This is a genomic window from Thermoactinomyces sp. FSL K6-2592 (assembly GCF_038006465.1).
Classification (GTDB): Bacteria; Bacillota; Bacilli; order Thermoactinomycetales; family Thermoactinomycetaceae; genus Thermoactinomyces; species Thermoactinomyces vulgaris.
On sequence record NZ_JBBOVH010000002.1, the window covers coordinates 108,339 to 130,226 of the forward strand.

A 21,888-nucleotide genomic window follows, 5' to 3' on the forward strand; every position below is an offset into this window, starting at 1 on the left:
GGACGAATGGAGGAAATGTTGACTTATCGGCAGAGGTTCCAGCGATACATGAAACGCGAGAAAAAAAAGGCTGTGATCCATTCGTACATTGCTTTGTTCCTCGTCATCGTGTTGATGACGGGATGGGCGGCCTTGGATCGCGTGAAAGCCGTATCCGTCCGGGAGGATCCCGACAGCCGGCTGACGGTCACGCTGGTGGGGGACATGATGTTCGGGCGGCATATCGAGGATGTGATCGTCAAAAACTACGGTTATGAATATTTGTTTCATTATGTTCGTCCTTATTTTCAGTATTCGGATTATGTGACGGGTAACTTCGAGAATCCCATCGTGAACCGGCCGGGTTATCCCAAGGCGGACAAATTTATTCATCTGAGCACAAAACCCGAAGCTGCCAAAGCATTGAAAAAGGTCGGTTTTTCCACCGTCAATCTGGCTAACAACCATATGAAGGATTATGGGAAACAAGGCTTGTTGGATACATTGAAGGCTTTTCGGGATGCCGGATTGGAGACCGTCGGGGCTGGCAGTCATTTGGACGAAGCCGTTGAAGTGGTATATCAAACCGTGAACGGGATAAAAATTGCCACCTTGGGCTTTTCCGATGTGATGCCGGTCGATTTCCGCGCGATGCATCAACGTTCCGGAATCGCCCCGGCGGATCCGGATGTTTGGTTTCCACAAGTGGCCAAAGCCAAACAAAATGCGGATCTGGTGATTGTACATATGCATTGGGGATTGGAATATGACAGCCGCTATCATCCGCGGCAGAGAGATCTGGGGCATGCTTTGATCGATGCCGGCGCGGATCTTGTGGTCGGCCATCATCCCCATGTGTTGGAGCCGGTCGAGGTGTATAAAAACGGCGTGATTTTCTACAGCTTGGGCAATTTTGTGTTTGATCAGGGTTGGACCCGTACCCGCGAAAGTGTGCTGGTGCAATACAAGGTGTTAAAAAATGATACAGCCCGGTTGGAAATTTATCCGTTAATGATCCGGGAAGGACAACCACGTCCGCTTCTGGGATGGAGTCAGGCGTACCGGCGTGAGCGGGTGTTTATGCAAATGACACAAGAGAGGATATATTCGGATTTGTGGAATCGCACATGGAAACGGGAAAACAACATCCTTGTCCGCACGGTTCCGCTTCCGCCCGGGCTGAAAGGAGGGAAAAAGGTTGAACAATAAAAAATTTCATGTCATCTTGGCTGTTTTTGTTATTATCGGCACCATTTTTGCTTATTTTTATAAAAGCAATGAGTATGATTCCAAAGCCTTTGAGCAAACCGTTGACCAAAAGAACAAGCATAAATACGGAGTGGCAGCGGCGCATCCGGAAGCGGTCAAAGTGGGGATGCGCATTTTGGAGCAAGGCGGCAATGCGGTGGATGCGGCGATTGCCGTCGGATATGCTTTGGGCGTCGTTGAGCCTTACGGATCGGGGCTTGGCGGCGGAGGAACGATGTTGATCGATTTTTACAGCAAGGAGAAAGACCCCGTGGTCATCGATTATCGGGAAACAGCGCCATACACCGGGATCATTCCGGATAACGGAGTGGGGGTTCCGGGGTTTGTGAAAGGAATGGAACTCGTTCATCAACGATACGGAAAATTGCCGATGGATCAGTTGATTCAACCTTCGATTGAGCTGGCGGAACAGGGGTTTGAAGTCACCCCGATTTTAAACAGCCGCTTACAGGCTGCTAAATACCGGCTGCCGGTCAACGATCTGAAGCACATGTTCCCGGACGGGGAGCCGATTCAGGCGCACCGCTTGCTGGTCCAAAAAGATCTGGCCAATACACTGAAGGCGATTCAAAAAGACGGATCCAAAGCGTTTTATGAAGGCTTGATCGCCAAAGACATCGAGAATAAATCCCAAGGCGTGAAAGTCAGTGATTTACACAAGTATCAGCCGTTGGTCAAAGAACCGATTGTTGTAAAATACGGGGACTATGAAATGATCACCCCTTCTCCCCCAACCGGTGGAATTATGTTGGCCGAGTCGTTAAAAATGGCGGATAAACTGAAGGTGGGCAAAACCCAGGACTTGTCTGCCGATCAGATCCATTTGCTCGGGGAAATCGACAAAAGGGTGAACCATGCGCGGCGCCAAAACGTGGGAGATCCTCAGTTTTCCAAGGTTCCGGTAAAGGAGATGTTGGCGGATCAATATATTCAACAATTAACAAAGGATATCAACCTCAAACAAATTTCGAGCCAGTATCAAACCGTGGCCGATTCGCTCGCGGACAAAGAGGAACATGACAATACGACCCATTTTGTGGTTGTCGATAAAGACGGAAACATGGTGACGGCCACCAATACCTTGAGTAACTTTTTCGGCTCGGGGATATACGTGGATGGCTTTTTCTTAAACAACCAGTTAAAAAATTTCAGTATCATCAAAAGCTCTCCCAATCGTCCCCAGTTGGGGAAACGGCCCGTCAGTTATACAGCTCCGACCATTTTTGCCAAAAACGGACGCCCGGTTTTGGGGATCGGAAGTGCAGGCGGAAGCCGGATTACGCCGGTTTTGACACAAGTGGTGTTGCGTGTCTTGGAATATGATCTTTCGGTCCAGTCCGCCATCAACCGCCCCCGGTTTATCGTGGAAGATAATATCGTTTATGTCGAAAAAGCGTTGCCTGCCGATGTCCAGAAAGAATTGGAACAAAAAGGATATCAGGTGATTGTGAAACCGACGGGCATGTATTACGGGGGAGTGCAAGGCATCCGGGTGAACCGGAGTAAGAACAAGATGGAAGGAGGGTTTGACGGACGACGGGACGGAGCCTTTCGCTTTGGTGCAGACTAATGGAGACGGGTTGGAGGCATGGGTATGAAGCGTTTGTTGCGAATACTTACTCCTTTTTTGATCATTGGAGCCATATTGTTTTTTTTAATGGATTTTCGTCATGTGGAACAGCTGAGTCCTGAAGAAAAACAAGCGATTGAAAAATACCGGGAACAGTTGGTGAAAGGAACCTTACTGGACAAGCCGGATGAAGGGATTTTTCGGCGGGAGGATTTCGATGCGATTGCCAGATCTTTGGACGCACTCCATCAGCATGATCACTATTTTGTGTTCGGGCCGGAATGGGGGGCCCCGCTCGATCATCCGGAGAGCGAATTTCAAAATATCGAATCCATCATTAATCAACCCGAATATGTAAACAACGGAAAGTACTTTGCTTTTTTCCAAGCTTTTCGTCAGGATTTGAACCAGGCAAAGAATAAATTGGGAACGAGAGCTTCCCATGACATCTTGGACGACTTGTCCACCTTGGTTTTTACGGATGAAATCATCGAGGACCGGCAATGGAGCCAATCAGAGACGATCCGGGTGATGAAAGAAACCGGCCTGAAATTAATCAAAGAAGAGAATCAGAATGCACCAAACTCCGGGTGAATCCATGGCCCGGAGTGCTGTTTTTTTCTGGAAATGGGAAAAGCCATGGAATCGTTATATAATAACAACCAAAAGATGAAGTCAATGATGGAGTGAATATAAATGATCCCTCTTGTTGAGTTTTGCATCAATAATTTGACGGATGAAGTGTTGGCCGTAAAAAACGAGCTGGAAAAAGATCCGGGGATTGATGTGTTGGAGTATGACTGTTTGGGGAACTGCGGAATCTGTGCGCAAGGTCCCTATGCATTGGTCAACGGGGAAATCGTCACGGCGGACAGCGGAAAAGAACTTCTCAAGAAAATTTATGAGGAGATTGAAGACATGGAAATTCGATATTAAAAAAGCATCCGGTTGTTTCAGCCGGATGCTTTTTTTCTAGTAAACCGCAATTTCGTTGTAGAACGTGTCCCGTTCGACCGGTGTGCGGTTGGCTCCTTTGATCAGCCAGATCAGTTCGTCTTTGGTCAATGCTTGTTGCGTCAAAGCGCCAGCGGCATGGCTGATTCGTTCCTGAACCAGGGTTCCGTGCAGATCGGAAGAACCGAATTGCGTGGCCAATTGCGCCAGCTGCGTTCCGATATTGATAAAATAAGCTTTGATATGCGGGAAATTATCCAGCATCAGCCGGCTGATGGCAATGGTTCTCAGGTCGTCCATCGCCGAAGTGCGACGTTTGATGGAAGCATTGACGCTTTTGGGTTGTACCGCCAAGGGAATAAAGACCAAAAAGCCGTTGGTTTCGTCTTGCAATTCACGCAGGCGGATCATGTGAATCAACCGTTCTTCCTTGGTTTCAATCGATCCGTAAAGCATGGTGCTGTGCGTTTTCATTCCCAGCTGGTGCGCGGTGCGGTGGACATTCAACCAGTCGTCGGTGCTTGCTTTGTCGGGGCTCATTTTTAAACGGTAACGCTCGGTCAGGATTTCCGCGCCGCCGCCGGTCAGGGAGCTGACGCCGGCGTCCATCAGTTCTTTCAAGACCGTTTCGACCGGACGCCCGGACAAGCGGGAGAAAAATTCCACTTCCGCCGCCGTGTAAGCTTTGATGGTCACATGCGGGTAGTGTTTTTTCAAGATGGCTACCGTTTCAAGATAATAGTCAAACGGCACCGTGTGGTTATGTCCGCCGACAATGTGGAATTCCCGGATTCCTTCCGTGTACCGCTCGCCGACATGTTCCAGCAATTCCTCGGGCGACATGGTGTAAGCCCCTTCTTCCCCGGGATCCCGCCGGAAAGCGCAGAATGCACATCTGGCTTCACAAACGTTTGTCGGGTTTAAGTACATATTCTGGATAAAGTAAACACGATCCCCATTCTTTCTCCTGTTTACTTCATTGGCCAATTGGCCGATGGTGAGTAAGTCCGGCGATTCGTATAAAGTGAGCCCGTCTTCCAATGTAAGGCGTTCCCCATGTTTCACCTTCTCCACAATCATATCCAAATTGCGGTCTGAAACCGTGGAGGTTAACGACATGGAGGGTTCCTCCTCTCATTTCTGATCAAACAAAGAACCAATGATATCTGAAATTATTTCGAATGTCTAAATAACAAATCGAACTTATATTATTCTACCACAAAGGATAATCATTGGAAAACAAACGGGAAGGCCTCTTCCGTCGCCCGGATTTTGTCAATTTCCCGGGAGGGAAGGGGGTTACATTTTTTTACATAACGGCGCAAAAAGTTTGGAAAGGATGGAGATAACAAGAAGTTGTGTCTAAATAATATATTTAATTGAATAATTTGTAAAAAATGCGGCTTTTCTTTTCAGTTTTGTCATTGTATACTGAAAATAACTGGCAGATTTCGAACAAATGTGCCTTGTTTGATGAGAGATGGGTCAAGACCGGGGAGAGGAGGTCATAAGATGAGTGGGGATCCGGCGTTAAAAGATCAGTTGGAAAAAGCAAGAAAACGCATGGAAGAAGCGGCAGATCGTTTCGGTTTGAATCATCCGGCCGTTTATGAACTGAGCCGGGAGCTCGACGAACTGCATAATTTGTGGGAGCAGGAAACGATTCTTCACCAAAGGGGAGAAGAAATCATCTATCCGCTTCGTTCCCCGATGCAAAGAACGAAAAAACGTTCCAAACAGGCGATGATGAAAGCGATCTGAGCTCATCGGTTGTATCAGGGGAAGATTCCCTTGTATACTGTAAAGAGAAGGAGGGAATGCCCCATGATTACATTGACGGAACAAGCCGCTTTAAAAGTGAAGGATATGTTGAGCGAACAAGAGCATCCGGAAAACCTCTATCTGCGCGTTGGCGTGGAATACGGCGGATGCAGCGGTTTTTCATATAGTATGGGTTTTGATGAAGAAAAGAAAGAAAATGATATGGAATTGAACCAGTTTGGTGTCCGGATTTTGGTTGATCAACGAAGCCAACCGTTGCTGCAGGGAACGGTGATTGATTACAAAGAGACCGTCATGGGCGGCGGATTCAGTATCGATAATCCGAATGCAACGGTTACTTGCGGTTGCGGATCATCATTTCGGACGGCAACGGAATCAGGCCGGCCCGACGAGGATTGTTAAAAAAAACCCGTCTCCATGTGAGATGGGTTTTTTTACGATATCGGGATTTCATCCACCAGCATCACTTTGGAATGCCCGCAAGCGGGACAGATGAGGGTGTGAGGACATTGACGGGTTTTCAGATCGGTCAGCCCGTCGGTCATTTTCAGATCATCAATCTCCCGGTAAGGACTGTAATCACTGAACAGGTCAGTCAACCGTCCGTTGTCTTCCAAAACATGACCGCACCCGGGGCAACGATGAGTTTCGAGGGCGGAAAACCCGTTGCAAACGGGACAAGCATAATGAGTACCCAAAAAAAATCCCTCCTTTGATTTTATATTTATCGTTTCAAATCAAAGGAGGGATCATGCAACAAATTACCGGTCCAATTTTAAATTGGAGCTGTGTTGAGGCTGAACACGGGCATCCGGATCAATGTATTGTTTGGCATGGTTGACGGCAATGGGGGCTTCCCCGAAACCAACAGTGATCAGTTTGACTTTTCCTTCATAGGTGGCAATATCGCCGGCGGCGTAAATGCCGGGGATGTTGGTTTCCATTTTGGAGTTGACAAGGATGGATCCTTTTTCGATGTGAAGTCCCCACTCTTGAATCGGCCCCAACGAAGAGACAAACCCAAAGCTGACAATCACTTCATCCACTTTCAATTCCTCGGATACACCGCTTTTTTTATCAGAAATCGTCACTTTTTCGATGTGTGTGGCTCCTTCGATCGCGGTAATTTCCCGCGGGGTTAACACCCTGATGCCGGAATTCATCATTTTTTCGACACTGTGCTCATGAGCGCGGAATTTGTCCCGGCGATGGATCAAAGTGACACTTTTGGCGACCGGTTCCAGCATCAAAGCCCAATCCACCGCGGAATCTCCCCCGCCGGCGATTAAAACATCTTTTCCTTCAAACTGCCGCTTGTCTTTGACAAAGTAATGAATATGGGTGTTTTCAAATTTCTCAGCTTCCGGCAGTTTCAATTTGCGTGGTTCAAAAGCTCCGCAACCAGCGGTGATAATCACAGAACGGCCCAAATGCACTTGTTTTTGGGTGACAACCTCAAATAATCGTTCTTCTTTTTTATGAACTTGTAAGACCTTTTCATCCAAACAATAGGTGGGATGAAAAAGGTTGGCTTGCTCAATCAGATTATCCACCAGGTTTTGGGCGGTCACTTTGGGAAAACCGGCAATGTCATAAATATATTTTTCCGGATAGAGTGCAGACAATTGGCCTCCCAATTGCGGCAGGCTTTCAATGACTTTGACGGAAGCTTGGCGCATTCCGGCGTAAAAAGCAGCAAAGAGCCCGGTTGGCCCTCCGCCGATCACAATGATATCGGTTATGTTTTGTTCAACTTGTTGTGTTGTCACAAGCGCACCTCCAAAATATTATTGCGAAAATGGAGAAAATTATATAATAATCATATAACATGATGTGATGATCGAATCCATAGCTTTAAAAAATTTACCAATTCGTTTTTGCCGGATAGACTGAAATGAAGTGGAGAAAATGTGAACAAAAGCTCTTGCTAAAAGTTCGTGAAAATAATATCATAATCAATGGCATGATTCAATGATCACGAAGCGTTCGAACCTTTTCAGATTGTGAGAAATCAATCATACTAAATAATACTTTAGATGGATGTGATTTGTGATGAGTATACCTAAAATCGTGATCCTTGGAGCAGGGTATGGCGGACTGATGACAGCCAAAGGATTGGCCAAAAATCTGAATGCGAACGAAGCAGAAATTACCCTGGTCAACCAAAACAGTTACCACTATATCACGACGAAATTGCATGAGCCGGCTGCAGGAACTTCCCATCATGATCACGCACGTGTTTCGATCCCGTCGGTCATTGACACCAACCGGATCCGTTTTATCCAAGACCGGGTGACCGGAATGGAGTTGGACGAAAAAACGGTTCTGTTGGAAAACAATGACCCGATCCAATATGACTATTTGGTGGTTGGATTGGGAAGCGCACCGGAAACGTTTGGTATTAAAGGTTTATTGGAAAATGCGTTCTTTATTCGCAATATCAACAGCGTGCGCATGATTCGCGAGCACATGGAATACATGTTCTCGCGTTATGCCATTGAGAAAAAAGAAGAATTGATCACGATCGTGGTCGGGGGAGCCGGATTCACCGGAATTGAGTACGTGGGCGAATTGGTGGATCGCATGCCCGAGCTGTGCCGGGATTATGACATTCCGCTTGAAAAAGTCCGTATTGTGAATGTGGAAGCGGCACCGACCGTCTTGCCGGGATTTGACAAAGAACTGGTGGACTATGCAGTGAAATACCTGGAAAATAAAGGTGTTGAATTCATTGTCAATACGCCGATCGAAGAGTGCACCAAAGACGGTGTCATCCTGAAAGGCGGACGTGAAATCAAATCGTCTACCGTGGTCTGGACCGGTGGCGTGCGCGGAAATAAACTGGTTGAAGAATCCGGCATTGAAACGATGCGCGGACGTGTGAAAGTGGATGAATATCTACGTGCTCCCGGCCATGACAATGTGTTTATCGTGGGTGACAGCTCTCTCGTGTTCCCGGGAGAAAGCGAAAATGAGCGTCCTTACCCGCCGACAGCCCAAATCTCCACACAGCAAGGCCAATATCTCGGCAAACAATTGGCCAAAGTGGTTCGCGGGGGTCAATTTGACCAACCGTTTAAATATGAACCGAAAGGAACCGTGGCTTCTCTGGGAAGAAAAGAGGCCATCGGTGTGGTCGGAAATAAAAAGATGACCGGCGGAACAGCTGCGTTCATGAAAAAAATCATTGATCTTCGCTGGCTCTTCTTGTTGGGTGGCGTTTCTTTGGTTCTTCGCAAAGGAAAACTGTAATCATTTATGATTTTTACAAAAACCCTTCTTGGTTTAAGAAGGGTTTTTTGTTATGGAATACAGCAATTTTCCGAAAGAAAAGGCATGATTCTGATGTTATCGCTTACATGGATTGTGAACGCGGTTCTTGCTCCTGAATGGAATTTTTCATTTAGATTAGAATATTATATCATTTCTGAAACGGGACCACAGGGGGCGATTCCATGAAAAAAGCCATGTCAGAACTATCAGAAAATACTTGCCATTATTGCAGCGGAAAAGGGTATTTGGAGCTTTTGCTGGGCGGTACGGAAGCGTGTTATGCCTGTCACGGAACCGGAAAAGAAGATAAAAAATGAAGTGAACCCGCTTTTGGCGGGTTTTTTTATATCGTTGACCTTCTGAAAGATATTCAGTAAAATGAGTGGGAACTTTGAGATGTGGAGGCGATGACTCAAGTGACGCTCGCCCAATTGATCATTTCCATTCCGTTGTTATTTGTTTTATTTTTTGGATTGGGCTTTATTCTGAATATGATTTTAAAAACCACTTGGTTGCCGCTCGCCCTTTTTTTCGGGGTTGTTTTGTATGTGGGGCGGGATGTGACGCAAATTTTTACCATTGTCAATGCCGTTTTGTTCTTTTCGGGTTTTTTGGGAGTCCTGGGCGGGATTTTTACCATTCGTACGTTGCGCTTAAAAGGATATCGGATGTTCTAGAAACCAGGGATGCACCCTGGGTTTTTTTTAGCAAGAATGCATTCGGGCAGAAGGTGAGAACATGATTTTATTTGTGGTGAATCCGGAATCGGGAAAAGGAAAAGGAAAAGTTTTTTGGGAAAAGGCAGAAAAATATCTCAAGGCCCGGTCCGTTGCTTATGAAGTCTGGCATACGAAGCAAAACGAAAAATTGACTTCCCGGATTCGTGACGGAGCCAAACAGAAAAAGTGGCAAGCGGTGGTTGCCATCGGTGGCGACGGAACGGTGAACGAGGTGGGGAGCGGCTTGATTGGCGTTCCGGTTCCATTCGGGATTATTCCGTCCGGAACCGGAAATGATTTTGCTTTTGCCCACGCCATCCCTTCCCGGCCGGAAAAAGCGCTGGCGCGTATCTTGAATTTTCACCCGGAACCGGTGGATACGGCGACCGTGAACGGAAAACCCATGTTTGGATCCACGGGGGTGGGATTTGATGTCAGTGTGGTGGAGCGGGTGAACCGGTCCGGCTTAAAAAAGTGGTTCGGATCGTTTTCATACGGGATGGAAGCGGTGAAATGTTTGTTTTCCTACAGGGCCCGGTCCATGACACTGAGGATGGACGGAAATGAGTATCGGCTGGAGAAATGTTGGATGGTGTCCGTTGCCAATATCCGCCAATACGGCGGAGGAATCCGGATTTGTCCGCAGGCGGATACTCAAGACGGATATTTGGATGTCTGTTGTGTGCAAAATCTGAGGAAAGGTCAGTTTATTCGCGCTTTTCCATTAACTTATTTCGGGTGGCATGCCCGGCACCCGTCCATACGGTTTGAGCGGGCACAACAAATTGAAATCCTGGGACCGGAATCGTTTCCTTACCATATTGACGGGGAAGTTAAGGGGACGACTCCAATCCGGATTGAAGTGCACCCCCGTTCTTTACTCCTCCTGTAAGGGAAAAGGGTGATCCGGATCCGGCGGTGAAAACGTTTCCGGATATAACAAGTGTGCCAAATGGCAAAGGCCGGTCAAAATCCGGGGGGAGGGGCGGCAATACCATCCCTCGTCCAACAGGAAAATATTTTGCTCCTTTGAAAGTGGCGTTCCTTGCCAGGCCGGACGGGATTGGATCATCTCTTTTTTTATCCGCTTCAGCGGAACCCCGGTCCAGACAGTCAAAACATAATCGGGCTTTTTATCCCGTACGGTTTCCCAATCCGTCTGTACACTTTCTTTGTCAATGTCGGAGAAGATGTTGACTGCCCCGACCAATTCACTCACCTCGGTGAGCCAGTTTCGTCTGCCCGGGGTGAAAACCGGTTTTGGCCACCACTCCCAATACAGGCGCGGCGGTGTTTCCTTGCCGGGAATCCGGGCTTTGAGCCGGTCGATTTGGTCTGTAAACCGGCGGGCGGTCTGTTCCGCTTTGGTTTGGAGGCCGAGAGCATCTCCGAGCCGGATCAAATCTTGTGCAATATCCCGGAGGGTTTTGGGGTTCAGAATCATCAAGGGGAGATTTTCTTGTTTTAATCTTTCGATATTTTTCTCCATTCCCGGGACACTGAGGGAAGCGATCACCAGATCCGGATTCAATGCTTTGATTTTTTCGATATCAACATTTAGATCCGGACCGACGCGCGGAAGGTGTTGGCATGTCGGGGGCCAGTCCGAGTAATCATCAATTCCGACAAGCCATGAGTGCGCTCCCAGAAAATAAAGCATTTCCGTATTGCTGGGACAAATGGAAACCAGTCGCATCCTGATCCCCTCCTTTGAGTGCAATGCGCTTCTTCAGAATGATGAAGCGGGCATTGCTTGAATGTCCCGCTTCACTTAATACCAGAGAAAGTACATCGCAACAGAAACCAATATGCCTAACCAGGCACCGGTAAAGACTTCGATGGGTTGGTGGCCCAGGATTTCTTTCAAGCGGATCCGCGTTTCCGAGGTCGGCTTTTCTTTGATGTTCCTGAGTTCCTTCAACAGTAATGCGAAGTCGTCAGCCAACTGGTTGAGAGCCTGGGCATGCATGCCGGCCTGTCGGCGGACACCGGTGGCATCGTACATCACAATGATTCCAATGACAGTTGCAATGGCAAAGGCGGAAGAATCCCATCCTTCCGTGATTCCCAGGGAGGTTGCCAGCGCGGTCACAGCGGAAGTGTGTGAGCTGGGCATGCCCCCGGAGCTGACCATCCAGTTCCAATCCCAATGATGCGTGATAAAAAAATTCCAAGGGACTTTTAACAGTTGTGCCAAGATAATGGCAGCGAGAGATGCCCAAAGAGGAAAATTGGCCATAAGTTCAGCCGGTATCAATGCCTGGTCATCCTTTCCGTTCGGTGTCGGTTCTATTTTATCCATGCGTTGTTTCCGAATCCTTTGTGAAACTATTTTATTATATCTCATTAAGAGACGATTTTTAAATGATTCTTGGCAAATTGTTGCAGGAAAAGCCTGAGTGTTTTTCGAAGGATTAATATGAAAAATGAAAAACGCACTTCACTTATTGTCTCCAAAAAACGTTTCATTAAGGAGTTTTTTTATGAGGGACTATTTACCGGATCCGTTGCCAGTCAGCCATCGTTTGCAATGCCGGGAGTGCCGGGAACAGTTTAAAACATTACATTCGGAGCCGCTCGAAGAGAAAATGGTGTGTCCGTCCTGCGGATGGTCCGGGACATTATCTGAGTGGATGACGGAAGAAGCCGTCCTTCATGAACTTGCTCTGGCACGCAAAAAATTGGAAAAAGTTTTTTTCAAGATGAAAAGCTCCCATAAAAGCTGATGATGACTGGTTTTTAACCGGTTCTTTGTTTTTACCTGTTTAAAAAAATCGTTGACATTTATTCTTGTTGCTGATATGATATTTTTTGTCGATTCGATAATGAATTTTCATCTCAAGCCGAAGTGGCGGAATTGGCAGACGCGCACGACTCAAAATCGTGTTCCTTTATGGAGTGTGGGTTCGACTCCCACCTTCGGCACCAAGCATGCTGGGGTGGCGGAATTGGCAGACGCACAGGACTTAAAATCCTGCGGTGGGTGTACCACCGTGTCGGTTCGAGTCCGACCCTCAGCACCAAAGTGTGAATCGGCCCGTTAAAAAAGCTCCGCTTGAACAAGCGGAGCTTTTTGCGTGGTTTGACCGGTAATGAAAGATGCCCCGTGAATAGCGGGGCATCTTTCATGTTATGAACTGAGAAGAGGAGTGGATGAAGAAGATTGGTCTTCCAACCGCAGGACCTCTTCTTTGTCCGGAAGTTCATAAACTTCCTCCAATACATGTTTTAACACCAAATAGGCGGAGTAAGGCTTTTCCAGATAGTTTTCGGTAAAAAAACGTTTTGTGTCGGGACAGAAGATAAACGCTTTTAACTCTTCCAGTTCCTCAATTCTTTTTTGAATCACTTCCAAGACTTCGGGGCAGTCGCTGAATAATTCTCCTTCTTTCCACGTCAAAGTGATATGTTCATATAACCATCCTTTGATGGTAAATTGACGTGACATGTTGTACCACCTCCACGGGTGACAAATCAAAGACCTGCTTTTTTATACGTCGTACGGCCGGAAAATCCTGCCGCTCCATCGTATCCGCAAACATTCGAAAATTTTGACCGGGGGTGCCTGGCGACTGAAGCCGGAAACGGAAAAAACAGGTTTCAAATGATCAGGAAGAACAAATCTCCGATATTTTATCTGCCATTTTTTCTTTTTAATATCTCAATATTTGAATGTTTCGCATTTGCTTGTGGTTTTTATCCGCTCCTGTTGGTTTCCCGTTTCTTTCCCATCCCTCCCTTGTGTGTCCCGGCGCCCGGGATGATTGCGTTTTTCCCCGTCAGGCGGGCTGGTATGGATCCGGTTGAAATCACCTTTGTTTGAAGAAAAGAAAGGTAGTAGATCCATACTTGATCAATTAATATAAAAATAATTATAATCTTTGTATGATTGTTTTTGAATTAAAATATATAGGTTCTTGATTTTTGAACACTAGAAAACAGGGTGAAGCCGGATCATGTTAAATGAACAACATCATCGCCAGTTACAAATGATTGCTTCCTATTTGCCAAGTATTCAATTTGATTGGGATAAGGAGCAAATGGTTCATTCATTTTCAGTACTTGCCGAACTCTTGGATTATCGCATGATGTGGGAAAAGGAAGAAGGCGTGTGTTTTTGCAATCATTTGGACGGATATCCCCGTATTCTTTTGGAAAAAAAGGAAGGGCGCATTCAATCTGTATGGCTGGATATTGATACATACCGGGAAATGGATGAGATCCTGAAGGATCAAAGTGAAGACCGGATGAACGAATTAACCATGGAAATGTTGAGGAGTTTGGACGTTGTTGTGCGCTTTTTGTCAACCAATTGGGGAGCTCCTTTTTTTTATGGGGAATTTTGGGATCCGCAATTTCCGCGTGACCAGTATGTCAGCATCCGGATGGCATTGTGGAAAGTGCAAGATGCCCACATTGCCGTGCAAGTGGAACATCAGGACCGGGAATACCCCATCAGCCTGAACATGCTGATCACTCCTGAACAAGAATTGAGTTCGCACCGGTTTGATGCATTGATGAAACGGAAATGAAACTCCTTTCCAATATTCTACAATTTTATTGCTTCGGATTTATGTTAGACTGTGAAGCAAGTTGAAGGGAAAGGGGATGTAGCATGAGTTTTCAATTGATTCTTGCCGGATTGACGGCACTGTTGTCCACTGTTTCCGGTTTGGGGTTTTTGGAAATCCAAAATCAAGCCGATCCAAAGGTGACACCGCAACAACAGGAGGCAGTAAGTGAAACGCAACCGTCTTCTGCGGCGGCAACCGATGATCAAGATGCAGAGATCCTTCCCATTGAAAAAGAGGTTTTGGCCTTGGTGAATCAGGAACGGGAGAAGCACGGCTTGAACCCGTTGCAACTGGATGCCGCGGTTTCCAGAGCAGCGGACATGAAATCCAAGGACATGAGGGATCATCACTATTTTGACCATCAATCCCCGACTTATGGTTCTCCTTTTGAAATGATGAAACAACAAGGCATTGATTTTAAAGCGGCCGGAGAAAATATTGCGGCGGGACAAAAAACGGCGGAAGAAGTGATGGACGGCTGGATGAACAGTGAAGGACACCGGGCCAATATCTTGAATCCTGATTTTACCCATATTGGAATCGGTTATGTTCAAGGTGGAGATTACGGCACTTATTGGACACAATTGTTTATTCAAAAATAAAGAGGCGAAGTGAACCCCCTGCATGGGCAGGGGGTTTTCGTTTAAAGGAATCCCAATTGTTTTTGCTCTTCTTCGGTAAACAAACGGGAACGAATGATAAACCGGATCCCGAGCGGGATTTCCAAGGAGAAAGACGCTCCGCGGCCTTTGGTGACATCGATGGTCAGGTGGGTGTGTTTCCAGTATTCATATTGGGCCCGTGACATATAAAAAGGGCAACCGGCCACATCCCCGAGGTAAATATCGTTGGCTCCGACCCGGAATGTTCCCGCTTTGAAACACATTGGAGAAGATCCGTCACAACAACCACCGCTTTGGTGAAACATTAAATCGCCATGTTCTTTTCGCAAAGCCTCAATCACTTTGGCTGCTTCTTCGGTCACAGACACCCGCTCCACTTTTTTCATCCGTGTTCACCTTAAAACAATCCGGTGGGGTTTTGATCGTAGGAAATCAGCATGTTTTTGGTTTGCTGGTAGTGTTCCAGCATCATTTTGTGGGTTTCCCGCCCGATCCCGGATTGTTTGTATCCGCCAAAGGCAGCATGTGCAGGGTAGACATGGTAACAGTTCACCCACACGCGGCCGGCTTCAATTTTCCGGGCGATCTGGTAAGCTTGATGAACGTCTCGGGTCCACAATCCGGCTCCCAAGCCATAGAGCGTGTCATTGGCGATTTCCAACAGTTCCTGTTCATCTTTAAATGTTGTGACGGAGACAACCGGTCCGAAAATCTCTTCTTGGAAAATGCGCATTTTGTTGTTTCCGACAAAGACGGTCGGCTCAATATAAAAGCCGTCCGGATATTTCGGATTGTCATACGGTTTTCCGCCGGTCAGGCATTGCGCTCCCTCTTCACGCCCCAATTCGAGATAGCTTAGGATTTTTTGGAATTGATCCGAAGAAGCTTGCGCCCCCATCATCGTTTCCGGATGCAGGGGATCCCCCAGTTTGATTTTGCTCACCCGTTCGAGGGCCCGTTCCATGAATTCTTCATAGATCGATTCCTGAATCAGTGCACGGGACGGACAGGTACAGACTTCCCCCTGGTTTAACGCGAACATGGTAAATCCTTCGATGGCTTTTTCCAGGAAGCTATCATCTTGCCGCATGACGCTTTCCGTAAAAATATTGGGAGATTTTCCGCCTAACTCCAGCGTGACCGGAATGATGTTTTCAGAAGCATATTGCATAATCAACCGGCCCGTGGTGGTTTCACCGGTGAAAGCGATTTTTCCGATACGCGGAGAGGTGGCGAGCGCCTGGCCGGCCTCGGGGCCGAAACCGTTTACAATATTGAGGACACCGGGTGGAAGCAAATCTTGAATGATCTCGGCAAATAACAGGACGGTGACAGGCGTTTGTTCAGCAGGTTTCAGTACGACACAGTTTCCTGCCGCCAGTGCCGGTGCCAGTTTCCATGCGGCCATCAACAAGGGGAAGTTCCAGGGGATGATTTGTCCGACCACACCGATCGGTTCCTTGATGTGAACCGAAAGCGTTTTGGCGTCAATTTCGGAAACGCTGCCTTCTTCTCCGCGGATGACACCGGCGAAATACCGGAAATGGTCAACGGCAAGCGGGATGTCTGCCGCCAGTGCTTCGCGGATGGGTTTTCCGTTGTCCCATGTTTCCGAAAGTGCCAGTTTTTCTTTGTTGGCTTCAATCCGGTCGGCAATTTCAAGGAGGATTTTACTTCGCTTGGCAGGCGGGGTGTTGGCCCATTTTTCCTTGGCTTGGTGCGCTTTGTCCAAAGCCAGTTCGATATCTTCTTTTTGTGAACGCGGAACTTTGGTAAACACCTTGCCGTCGACCGGTGACGGATTGTCAAAATACTCGCCGTTTACCGGAGGAACCCACTCGCCGCCGATAAAGTTTTCATAACGGGGTTTAAAGTGAAGCAGGCTGCCTTCCGTGTTGGGGGCTTTGTAACCGGAAAGTTTGACGCTCATGGCCTCATCCTCCTTATTTTTTCGAAAAATATAAATGTTCCATATATAAATTTCTTGAAAGATAATTTGATTCCTGCCTGACCGCAGGGTTTTATCCTTTTAAAACGGCCTTACAAAAATCGCCTCTTTCTCTCTTTGTATATGTTCGATACAATAAGTAAATGACTCGAATCATTCCGATGTGGTATGGGAAGAGAAACCAAGTATTTGGAGGTCTTTAGCAATGAAGGGGAGGCAAGCACTGGTTAACCTGTTCCATGAAGCCGAATTGCCGGAAGAATGGCTGAATCATGCCTTTCGGGATGGTGTGATTAAAGAGGTGCAAGTCCGTCTCCAAGACAGAACATGGAATATTCACCTTCATTTGGTGGAGCCGATGAATGCGGAGTTATGGCAGGATTTTCAGATGCGCGTGAAAAAACATTTTCAGCCGTGGGTCCGGGTGAATATGTACTTTACCTACGACCGCTTGCAACATGAAATCGTTTTGCAAAAATATAAATATTTTATCCAAAAATGTTTGCAAGAACAGGTCACACCCGCCGCCGCCACTTGGTTCGGACAGGCTGAATGGCAGGTGGAAGGGGACCGGATCGTTGTCATCTTCCCCAACCCGGCTGTTTTGAAAATGGCCAAACAACGGGAAACAGACCGCTACATCATGAAGTATTACGAACGCATCACCGGAACCAAACTCCCCGTCATTTTATCAGCAAAAGAAACCGAACCGGAGCAGGCCGCCGAACAATTCCGCGAGCAGAAAATCCAAGAGGAAAAGACCTTGATGCAAAAAGCGTTGGCCGAACAAAAAGAGCGGGCCAAGAAACAGAAAGAAAAGAGCGGGCATCCGGAGGAACCGGTTGTAAGCAAAAAATTGGGCTACAGCATCAAGGGAGAACCGGTGAAAATCAAAGACATTGTCGAAGAAGAGCGGAATGTGGTCATCAAAGGCAAAGTGTTTAAAAGCGAGTTGAAAGAGTTAAAAAGCGGTCGGAAGTTGTTAACCTTCAATTTGACCGACTTTACCGATTCCATTTCGTGCAAAGTGTTTGCCCGTGACAAGGAGCAAGCCGCCGTTTTGGCCATGATCCGGGACGGTGATTGGTTAAAAGTGCGCGGAAGTGTTCAATATGACACGTTTTCCCGCGAACTGGTCGTGATGGTGAACAGCTTGGAAGAAACCGAACCCGATTCGTTTGCGCGCCGGGATACGGCGGCAGAAAAACGGGTTGAGCTTCATTTGCACACTTCCATGTCGGCGATGGACGGGATTGCCAGTGCGGGGAAAATGATTCAAAGAGCGGCGGAATGGGGTCATCCCGCCGTGGCGATTACCGACCATGCCGTTGCGCAAGCCTATCCGGAAGCATACAAAGCGGCCGGCGAACATGGCATCAAAGTGATTTACGGAGTGGAAGCCAATATCGTTGACGATGGCATTCCCATTGTGATGAATGAAGCTGAGATGGATTTGCTCGAGGGTACATATGTCGTCTTCGACGTGGAGACCACCGGGTTGTCCGCCGTTCACGATGTCATTATCGAACTGGCAGCAGTCAAGATGAAAGACGGAAAAATCATCGATAAATTTTCCTCCTTTGCCAACCCTCACCGCCCGTTGTCCAAACATATTGTCGAGCTGACGCATATCACCGACGACATGTTGAAAGACGCACCGGAAGTGGATGATGTGGTGGCGGATTTTCTTGAGTTTATCGAAGGAACCGTACTGGTGGCGCACAATGCGCGATTTGACATGGGATTTTTGCAGGAAGCGGTGAAACGGATTGGCAAGGAGCCGGTGAAAAATCCGGTGCTGGACACCCTGGAACTGGCACGGATGTTATTCCCCGAGATGCGGAACCACCGCTTGAACACACTGTCGGATAAGCTCGGTATCAAACTGGAACAGCACCACCGGGCGATCTATGATGCGGAAGCCACCGGCCATGTGATGTGGAAAATGTTGCAAATCGCGGTTGAGAAAAAGAAGATCACCCATTTGCACATGTTGAATGAAAACCGGGGGGAACGGGATTTAAAAAGGGTTCGCCCTTTCCATGCCATTTTGCTTGTGCAAAACCAGGAAGGGATGAAAAACCTGTACAAGCTTATCTCGATGTCCCATTTAAAATATTTTTACCGGGTGCCGCGCATTCCCCGCAGCGAACTCGTCAAGCACCGGAACGGCCTTTTGGTCGGATCGGGCTGTGAACGCGGAGAATTATATGAAGCGGCGTTAAACAAGTCGCCTTCCGAAGTGGAAGAAATCGCGCGTTTTTATGATTACTTGGAAATCCAACCGGTGGAGTACAACATGCATCTGGTGGAAAAAGGCTTGGTGGAAAATGAAGAGCGGTTGCGGCAAGCGAATCAATTGATTGTCGAGATCGGTGAGAAGCTGGGCAAACCGGTGGTTGCCACTTCTAACGCCCATTATTTGGATGAACAGGATGCCATCTTCCGCGAAATCATCGCCGCAAACCAAACCGGCGCGAAACCGCAAGGGCCTTTGCCGAAAGCGCATTTTCGGACGACGGACGAGATGTTGCGGGAATTTCAATATTTGGGCGAGAAAAAATGCAAAGAAGTGGTGGTGGATCATCCCCGGGCGATTGCGGAGCAGATTGAAGTGGTCAAGCCGTTCCCGGATGAAACGTACACGCCCCATTTGGAAGGAGCCGAAGAAGAGTTAAAAAGGATTTGTTACCAAACGGCTCACGAATGGTACGGGGAAGAGTTGCCGGAAATCGTGAAGAACCGGTTGGAACGGGAATTGAACTCCATTATCAAACACGGATTCAGTGTGCTGTACATGATTTCACAAAAAATCGTCAGCAAATCGCTGGAAGACGGATACTTGGTCGGTTCCCGGGGATCGGTCGGTTCTTCGGTCGTTGCTTGTTTGAGCTATATTTCCGAAGTGAATCCGTTGCCTCCCCATTATCGTTGCAAAAAGTGCAAGTACAGCGAGTTTATTACCGACGGTTCTTATGAAAGCGGATTTGACCTGCCTGACAAAAAATGTCCCCGGTGCGGGGAAGATCTGTGGAAAGACGGGCATGACATCCCGTTTGAGACGTTTCTTGGCTTTGAAGGGGACAAAGCGCCCGATATCGATTTGAACTTTGACGGAGAATATCAATTGCGCTCGCACCAGTACACCGAGGAACTTTTTGGGAAAGAGTACATTTATCGTGCGGGAAGCATCAACACGGTGAAAGAAAAGACCGCGTTTGGTTATGTGAAAAAGTATGCGGAACAACATAATTTGAATTTGCGGCGTGCCGAAATTGAGCGCCTGGCGCAAGGTTGCGTCGGGGTGAAAAGGTCCACCGGGCAACATCCCGGAGGGTTGATGGTGGTGCCGCAGGAACGGGAAGTCTATGATTTCACGCCCATTCAGCACCCGGCGGATGACACCAAATCCGGGGTGATCACGACCCACTTTGATTACAAAGCCATCTCCGGGAAGATTTTGAAGCTGGATTTGCTCGGGCATACGGGACCCACCATCCAGCGTCTGTTGCATAAACTGACCGGTGTGGATCCCACCAAGGTTCCGCTCGGGGATCCCAAGGTGATTGAACTGTTCCGCAGCACCAAAAGCATCGGTGTCCGGCCCGAAGACATTAACGGAATTGAACATGGCACGTTGGGGATTCCGGAATTTGGAACCTATTTTGCGCGTGGGATTTTGCAAGATGCCAAACCCAGTTGTTTCAGTGAATTGGTTCGTGTGTCCGGGCTGTCGCACGGGACGGACGTCTGGCAGGGCAATGTGCAGGATTTGATCAATGACGGCGTTTGTACGATTTCGGAGGCCATCTGTTGCCGTGATGATATCATGTTGTATCTGATCCGCATGGGATTGCCGTCCAAAGCGGCGTTTAAGATCATGGAAAAAGTGAGAAAAGGAAAAGGGGTTACTGAAGAAGAGGAAGCCTTGATGAAAGAGCATGGCGTGCCGGATTGGTACATTGAATGCTGCCGGAAGATCAAATACATGTTCCCGCGTGCGCATGCCGCGGCCTATGTGACGGCGGCGGTCCGCATCGGGTGGTTTAAAGTGTATCATCCGGAAGCTTTTTATGCGGCATTGTTCAGCACCCGCGTCAATGAATTTGACATTGAGCTGGTTTTAAAAGGATATGATGCGGTCAAACGGAAACTGAACGAGATCAACGAGATGGGCTTCCAGGCATCGGCGAAAGACAAAGCCATGGCGGCCACCTTGGAATTGGTGATGGAAATGTATGCACGGGGAATTGAATTTGCGCCCGTGGACTTGTACCAGTCGGATGCCGTCAAGTTTTGGCTGGATGACCAAAAACGCCTCATCCCTCCCTTTGCTTCGATTTCCGGAGTCGGGGAGAGTGCGGCGCAAAACATCGTCCAAGCCCGGGAGCAAGGAGAGTTTTTGTCGATTGAGGATTTGCAAAAGCGGGCCCGTTTGTCCAGCACGGTGATCGAAGTGCTGGAGCGGCTGGGTTGTTTGAAGGGGCTTCCGGAAAGCAACCAGTTGGCTTTGTTTTAAAAAAGGAGCCGGGGAAAAACCGGCTCCTTTTTTGATCAAAATTATTTTAATTTCTTTAAAAACTCCCGCATAAATCCGGGGAGATCCGGCCAAGCATGAGCCGATACCAAGTTGTTGTCCACATGAAGCTCTTTGTTGACGTACTCTGCTCCTGCGCTTTCCACTTCCGGTTTGCAAGTGGTGAATGCCGTCATCGAACGGTTTTTGACGGATTCCGGAATCACGCTGAACACCAGTGCGGCATGGCAAATGGCCCCCACCGGTTTGTTGTTTTCGAAGAAATGGCTGACCAGTGCAGGGATTTCTTTTTCCATGCGGATGTATTCCGGAGCCCGTCCCCCGGGAATGATCAAGCCGTCATAATCAGCCGGATTGATTTCGGAAAATGATGCATGGGAGTCAATGCCGTATGCCAGTTTTTCCGTGAATGTTTCCATGTCCACAAAATCATGGCAAACCGTTTGCAATTTCTTTTTATTCGGGGACGCGATGGTGACCTCGTGTCCTTCTTCCAGCAACCGGTAATAGGGATAGAAAATCTCCAGGGCTTCCACGGCATCACCGGTCAAAATCAACACTTTTGCCATAAAAAATCCCTCCATCTTGTTATTACAAGTTACTTACTATTTTCTCGTACATTATTTATTTTAACCCAAAAGGATCTGTATGTAAAAATTT

The 21,888-nt window shown here is 47.7% G+C and carries 23 protein-coding genes and 2 tRNA genes; 16 read left to right on the forward strand and 9 right to left on the reverse strand.

Going from position 1 to position 21,888, the window contains the following annotated elements; genetic code table 11:
• The first annotated feature begins 48 nt into the window (after positions 1-48).
• The 4 genes from NYE37_RS12250 (at position 49) to NYE37_RS12265 (ending at position 3,754) form a co-directional block, all read left to right on the forward strand.
• Positions 49-1,188: a CapA family protein gene (locus tag NYE37_RS12250; protein ID WP_165489713.1), complete on the forward strand. Its 1,140-nt coding sequence runs from the start codon at positions 49-51 to the stop codon at positions 1,186-1,188.
• On the forward strand, positions 1,178-2,818 hold the full coding sequence (gene ggt, locus NYE37_RS12255) for a gamma-glutamyltransferase (RefSeq protein WP_037997384.1): 1,641 nt from the start codon (positions 1,178-1,180) through the stop codon (positions 2,816-2,818). Before NYE37_RS12250 ends, ggt begins: the two co-directional genes overlap by 11 nt.
• A gap of 24 nt (positions 2,819-2,842) precedes the next feature.
• The gene (locus NYE37_RS12260) at positions 2,843-3,412 is read left to right on the forward strand and encodes a hypothetical protein (RefSeq protein WP_037997387.1); all 570 of its coding nucleotides are present in this window, start codon (positions 2,843-2,845) and stop codon (positions 3,410-3,412) included.
• 102 nt (positions 3,413-3,514) lie between these two features.
• On the forward strand, positions 3,515-3,754 hold the full coding sequence (locus NYE37_RS12265; protein ID WP_037997390.1) for a DUF1450 domain-containing protein: 240 nt from the start codon (positions 3,515-3,517) through the stop codon (positions 3,752-3,754).
• A 36-nt stretch (positions 3,755-3,790) separates the two neighbouring features.
• Here the strand turns inward: NYE37_RS12265 and mqnE are convergent, their stop codons facing one another.
• Positions 3,791-4,891 (reverse strand): aminofutalosine synthase MqnE, encoded by a 1,101-nt coding sequence (gene mqnE / locus NYE37_RS12270; protein ID WP_049719675.1) that lies wholly within the window; start codon positions 4,889-4,891, stop codon positions 3,791-3,793.
• A gap of 393 nt (positions 4,892-5,284) precedes the next feature.
• Here mqnE and NYE37_RS12275 point away from each other — a divergent pair, with 393 nt between their 5' ends.
• Positions 5,285-5,533 (forward strand): aspartyl-phosphate phosphatase Spo0E family protein, encoded by a 249-nt coding sequence (locus NYE37_RS12275; RefSeq protein WP_340712065.1) that lies wholly within the window; start codon positions 5,285-5,287, stop codon positions 5,531-5,533.
• A 63-nt stretch (positions 5,534-5,596) separates the two neighbouring features.
• The gene (locus tag NYE37_RS12280) at positions 5,597-5,956 is read left to right on the forward strand and encodes a HesB/IscA family protein (RefSeq protein ID WP_037997398.1); all 360 of its coding nucleotides are present in this window, start codon (positions 5,597-5,599) and stop codon (positions 5,954-5,956) included.
• Positions 5,957-5,988: 32 nt separating this feature from the next.
• Here NYE37_RS12280 and NYE37_RS12285 read toward each other — a convergent pair whose 3' ends face one another.
• Together NYE37_RS12285 and NYE37_RS12290 are read right to left on the reverse strand one after the other, a co-directional pair.
• Positions 5,989-6,252, reverse strand: a complete 264-nt coding sequence (locus tag NYE37_RS12285) for a hypothetical protein (RefSeq protein ID WP_037997401.1) — start codon at positions 6,250-6,252, stop codon at positions 5,989-5,991.
• Positions 6,253-6,315: 63 nt separating this feature from the next.
• Positions 6,316-7,323, reverse strand: coding sequence for an NAD(P)/FAD-dependent oxidoreductase (locus NYE37_RS12290; protein WP_037997403.1), 1,008 nt, complete (start codon positions 7,321-7,323; stop codon positions 6,316-6,318).
• Between the two features lie 283 nt (positions 7,324-7,606).
• Between NYE37_RS12290 and NYE37_RS12295 the strand changes: the two genes are divergently transcribed.
• From NYE37_RS12295 to NYE37_RS12310, 4 genes are all read left to right on the forward strand, one after another.
• A complete protein-coding gene (locus tag NYE37_RS12295; protein WP_049719676.1) occupies positions 7,607-8,806 on the forward strand; it encodes an NAD(P)/FAD-dependent oxidoreductase in 1,200 nt (399 codons plus the stop codon).
• A 203-nt stretch (positions 8,807-9,009) separates the two neighbouring features.
• On the forward strand, positions 9,010-9,144 hold the full coding sequence (locus NYE37_RS12300; protein ID WP_049719677.1) for a YuiA family protein: 135 nt from the start codon (positions 9,010-9,012) through the stop codon (positions 9,142-9,144).
• Positions 9,145-9,234: 90 nt separating this feature from the next.
• The gene (locus NYE37_RS12305; protein WP_082240761.1) at positions 9,235-9,504 is read left to right on the forward strand and encodes a YuiB family protein; all 270 of its coding nucleotides are present in this window, start codon (positions 9,235-9,237) and stop codon (positions 9,502-9,504) included.
• Positions 9,505-9,565: 61 nt separating this feature from the next.
• On the forward strand, positions 9,566-10,438 hold the full coding sequence (locus NYE37_RS12310) for a diacylglycerol/lipid kinase family protein (RefSeq protein ID WP_049719678.1): 873 nt from the start codon (positions 9,566-9,568) through the stop codon (positions 10,436-10,438).
• Here the strand turns inward: NYE37_RS12310 and NYE37_RS12315 are convergent.
• Together NYE37_RS12315 and NYE37_RS12320 are read right to left on the reverse strand one after the other, a co-directional pair.
• Positions 10,424-11,242, reverse strand: coding sequence for a cobalamin-binding protein (locus NYE37_RS12315; RefSeq protein WP_037997414.1), 819 nt, complete (start codon positions 11,240-11,242; stop codon positions 10,424-10,426). The two genes, NYE37_RS12310 and NYE37_RS12315, sit on opposite strands and share 15 nt — an antisense overlap.
• A gap of 75 nt (positions 11,243-11,317) precedes the next feature.
• The gene (locus NYE37_RS12320; protein WP_049719679.1) at positions 11,318-11,848 is read right to left on the reverse strand and encodes a divergent PAP2 family protein; all 531 of its coding nucleotides are present in this window, start codon (positions 11,846-11,848) and stop codon (positions 11,318-11,320) included.
• A 181-nt stretch (positions 11,849-12,029) separates the two neighbouring features.
• Between NYE37_RS12320 and NYE37_RS12325 the strand changes: the two genes are divergently transcribed.
• The 3 genes from NYE37_RS12325 to NYE37_RS12335 all read left to right on the forward strand — a co-directional run bounded on the left by NYE37_RS12325 (position 12,030) and on the right by NYE37_RS12335 (position 12,569).
• Positions 12,030-12,272 (forward strand): hypothetical protein, encoded by a 243-nt coding sequence (locus NYE37_RS12325; protein WP_037997417.1) that lies wholly within the window; start codon positions 12,030-12,032, stop codon positions 12,270-12,272.
• A gap of 116 nt (positions 12,273-12,388) precedes the next feature.
• Positions 12,389-12,474 (forward strand) — tRNA-Leu (locus NYE37_RS12330).
• A gap of 5 nt (positions 12,475-12,479) precedes the next feature.
• A tRNA-Leu gene (locus tag NYE37_RS12335) sits at positions 12,480-12,569 on the forward strand.
• A gap of 107 nt (positions 12,570-12,676) precedes the next feature.
• Here the strand turns inward: NYE37_RS12335 and NYE37_RS12340 are convergent.
• Positions 12,677-12,994, reverse strand: coding sequence for a hypothetical protein (locus tag NYE37_RS12340; protein WP_037998441.1), 318 nt, complete (start codon positions 12,992-12,994; stop codon positions 12,677-12,679).
• A gap of 508 nt (positions 12,995-13,502) precedes the next feature.
• Between NYE37_RS12340 and NYE37_RS12345 the strand changes: the two genes are divergently transcribed.
• Both NYE37_RS12345 and NYE37_RS12350 read left to right on the forward strand, forming a co-directional pair.
• On the forward strand, positions 13,503-14,078 hold the full coding sequence (locus NYE37_RS12345; RefSeq protein WP_198051046.1) for a hypothetical protein: 576 nt from the start codon (positions 13,503-13,505) through the stop codon (positions 14,076-14,078).
• An 83-nt stretch (positions 14,079-14,161) separates the two neighbouring features.
• Entirely contained in the window at positions 14,162-14,722 is a 561-nt protein-coding gene (locus NYE37_RS12350) for a CAP domain-containing protein (protein WP_049719682.1), read from the forward strand.
• A 41-nt stretch (positions 14,723-14,763) separates the two neighbouring features.
• Here NYE37_RS12350 and NYE37_RS12355 read toward each other — a convergent pair whose 3' ends face one another.
• On the reverse strand, positions 14,764-15,129 hold the full coding sequence (locus NYE37_RS12355; RefSeq protein ID WP_037997583.1) for a DUF779 domain-containing protein: 366 nt from the start codon (positions 15,127-15,129) through the stop codon (positions 14,764-14,766).
• 11 nt (positions 15,130-15,140) lie between these two features.
• Positions 15,141-16,673: an acetaldehyde dehydrogenase ExaC gene (gene exaC / locus NYE37_RS12360; protein ID WP_121874364.1), complete on the reverse strand. Its 1,533-nt coding sequence runs from the start codon at positions 16,671-16,673 to the stop codon at positions 15,141-15,143.
• A 223-nt stretch (positions 16,674-16,896) separates the two neighbouring features.
• Between exaC and NYE37_RS12365 the strand changes: the two genes are divergently transcribed.
• Positions 16,897-21,210 (forward strand): PolC-type DNA polymerase III, encoded by a 4,314-nt coding sequence (locus tag NYE37_RS12365; RefSeq protein ID WP_062842828.1) that lies wholly within the window; start codon positions 16,897-16,899, stop codon positions 21,208-21,210.
• Positions 21,211-21,251: 41 nt separating this feature from the next.
• Here the strand turns inward: NYE37_RS12365 and NYE37_RS12370 are convergent, their stop codons facing one another.
• Positions 21,252-21,797, reverse strand: coding sequence for a DJ-1/PfpI family protein (locus tag NYE37_RS12370; protein WP_037997588.1), 546 nt, complete (start codon positions 21,795-21,797; stop codon positions 21,252-21,254).
• Between the last annotated feature and the right edge of the window lie 91 nt (positions 21,798-21,888).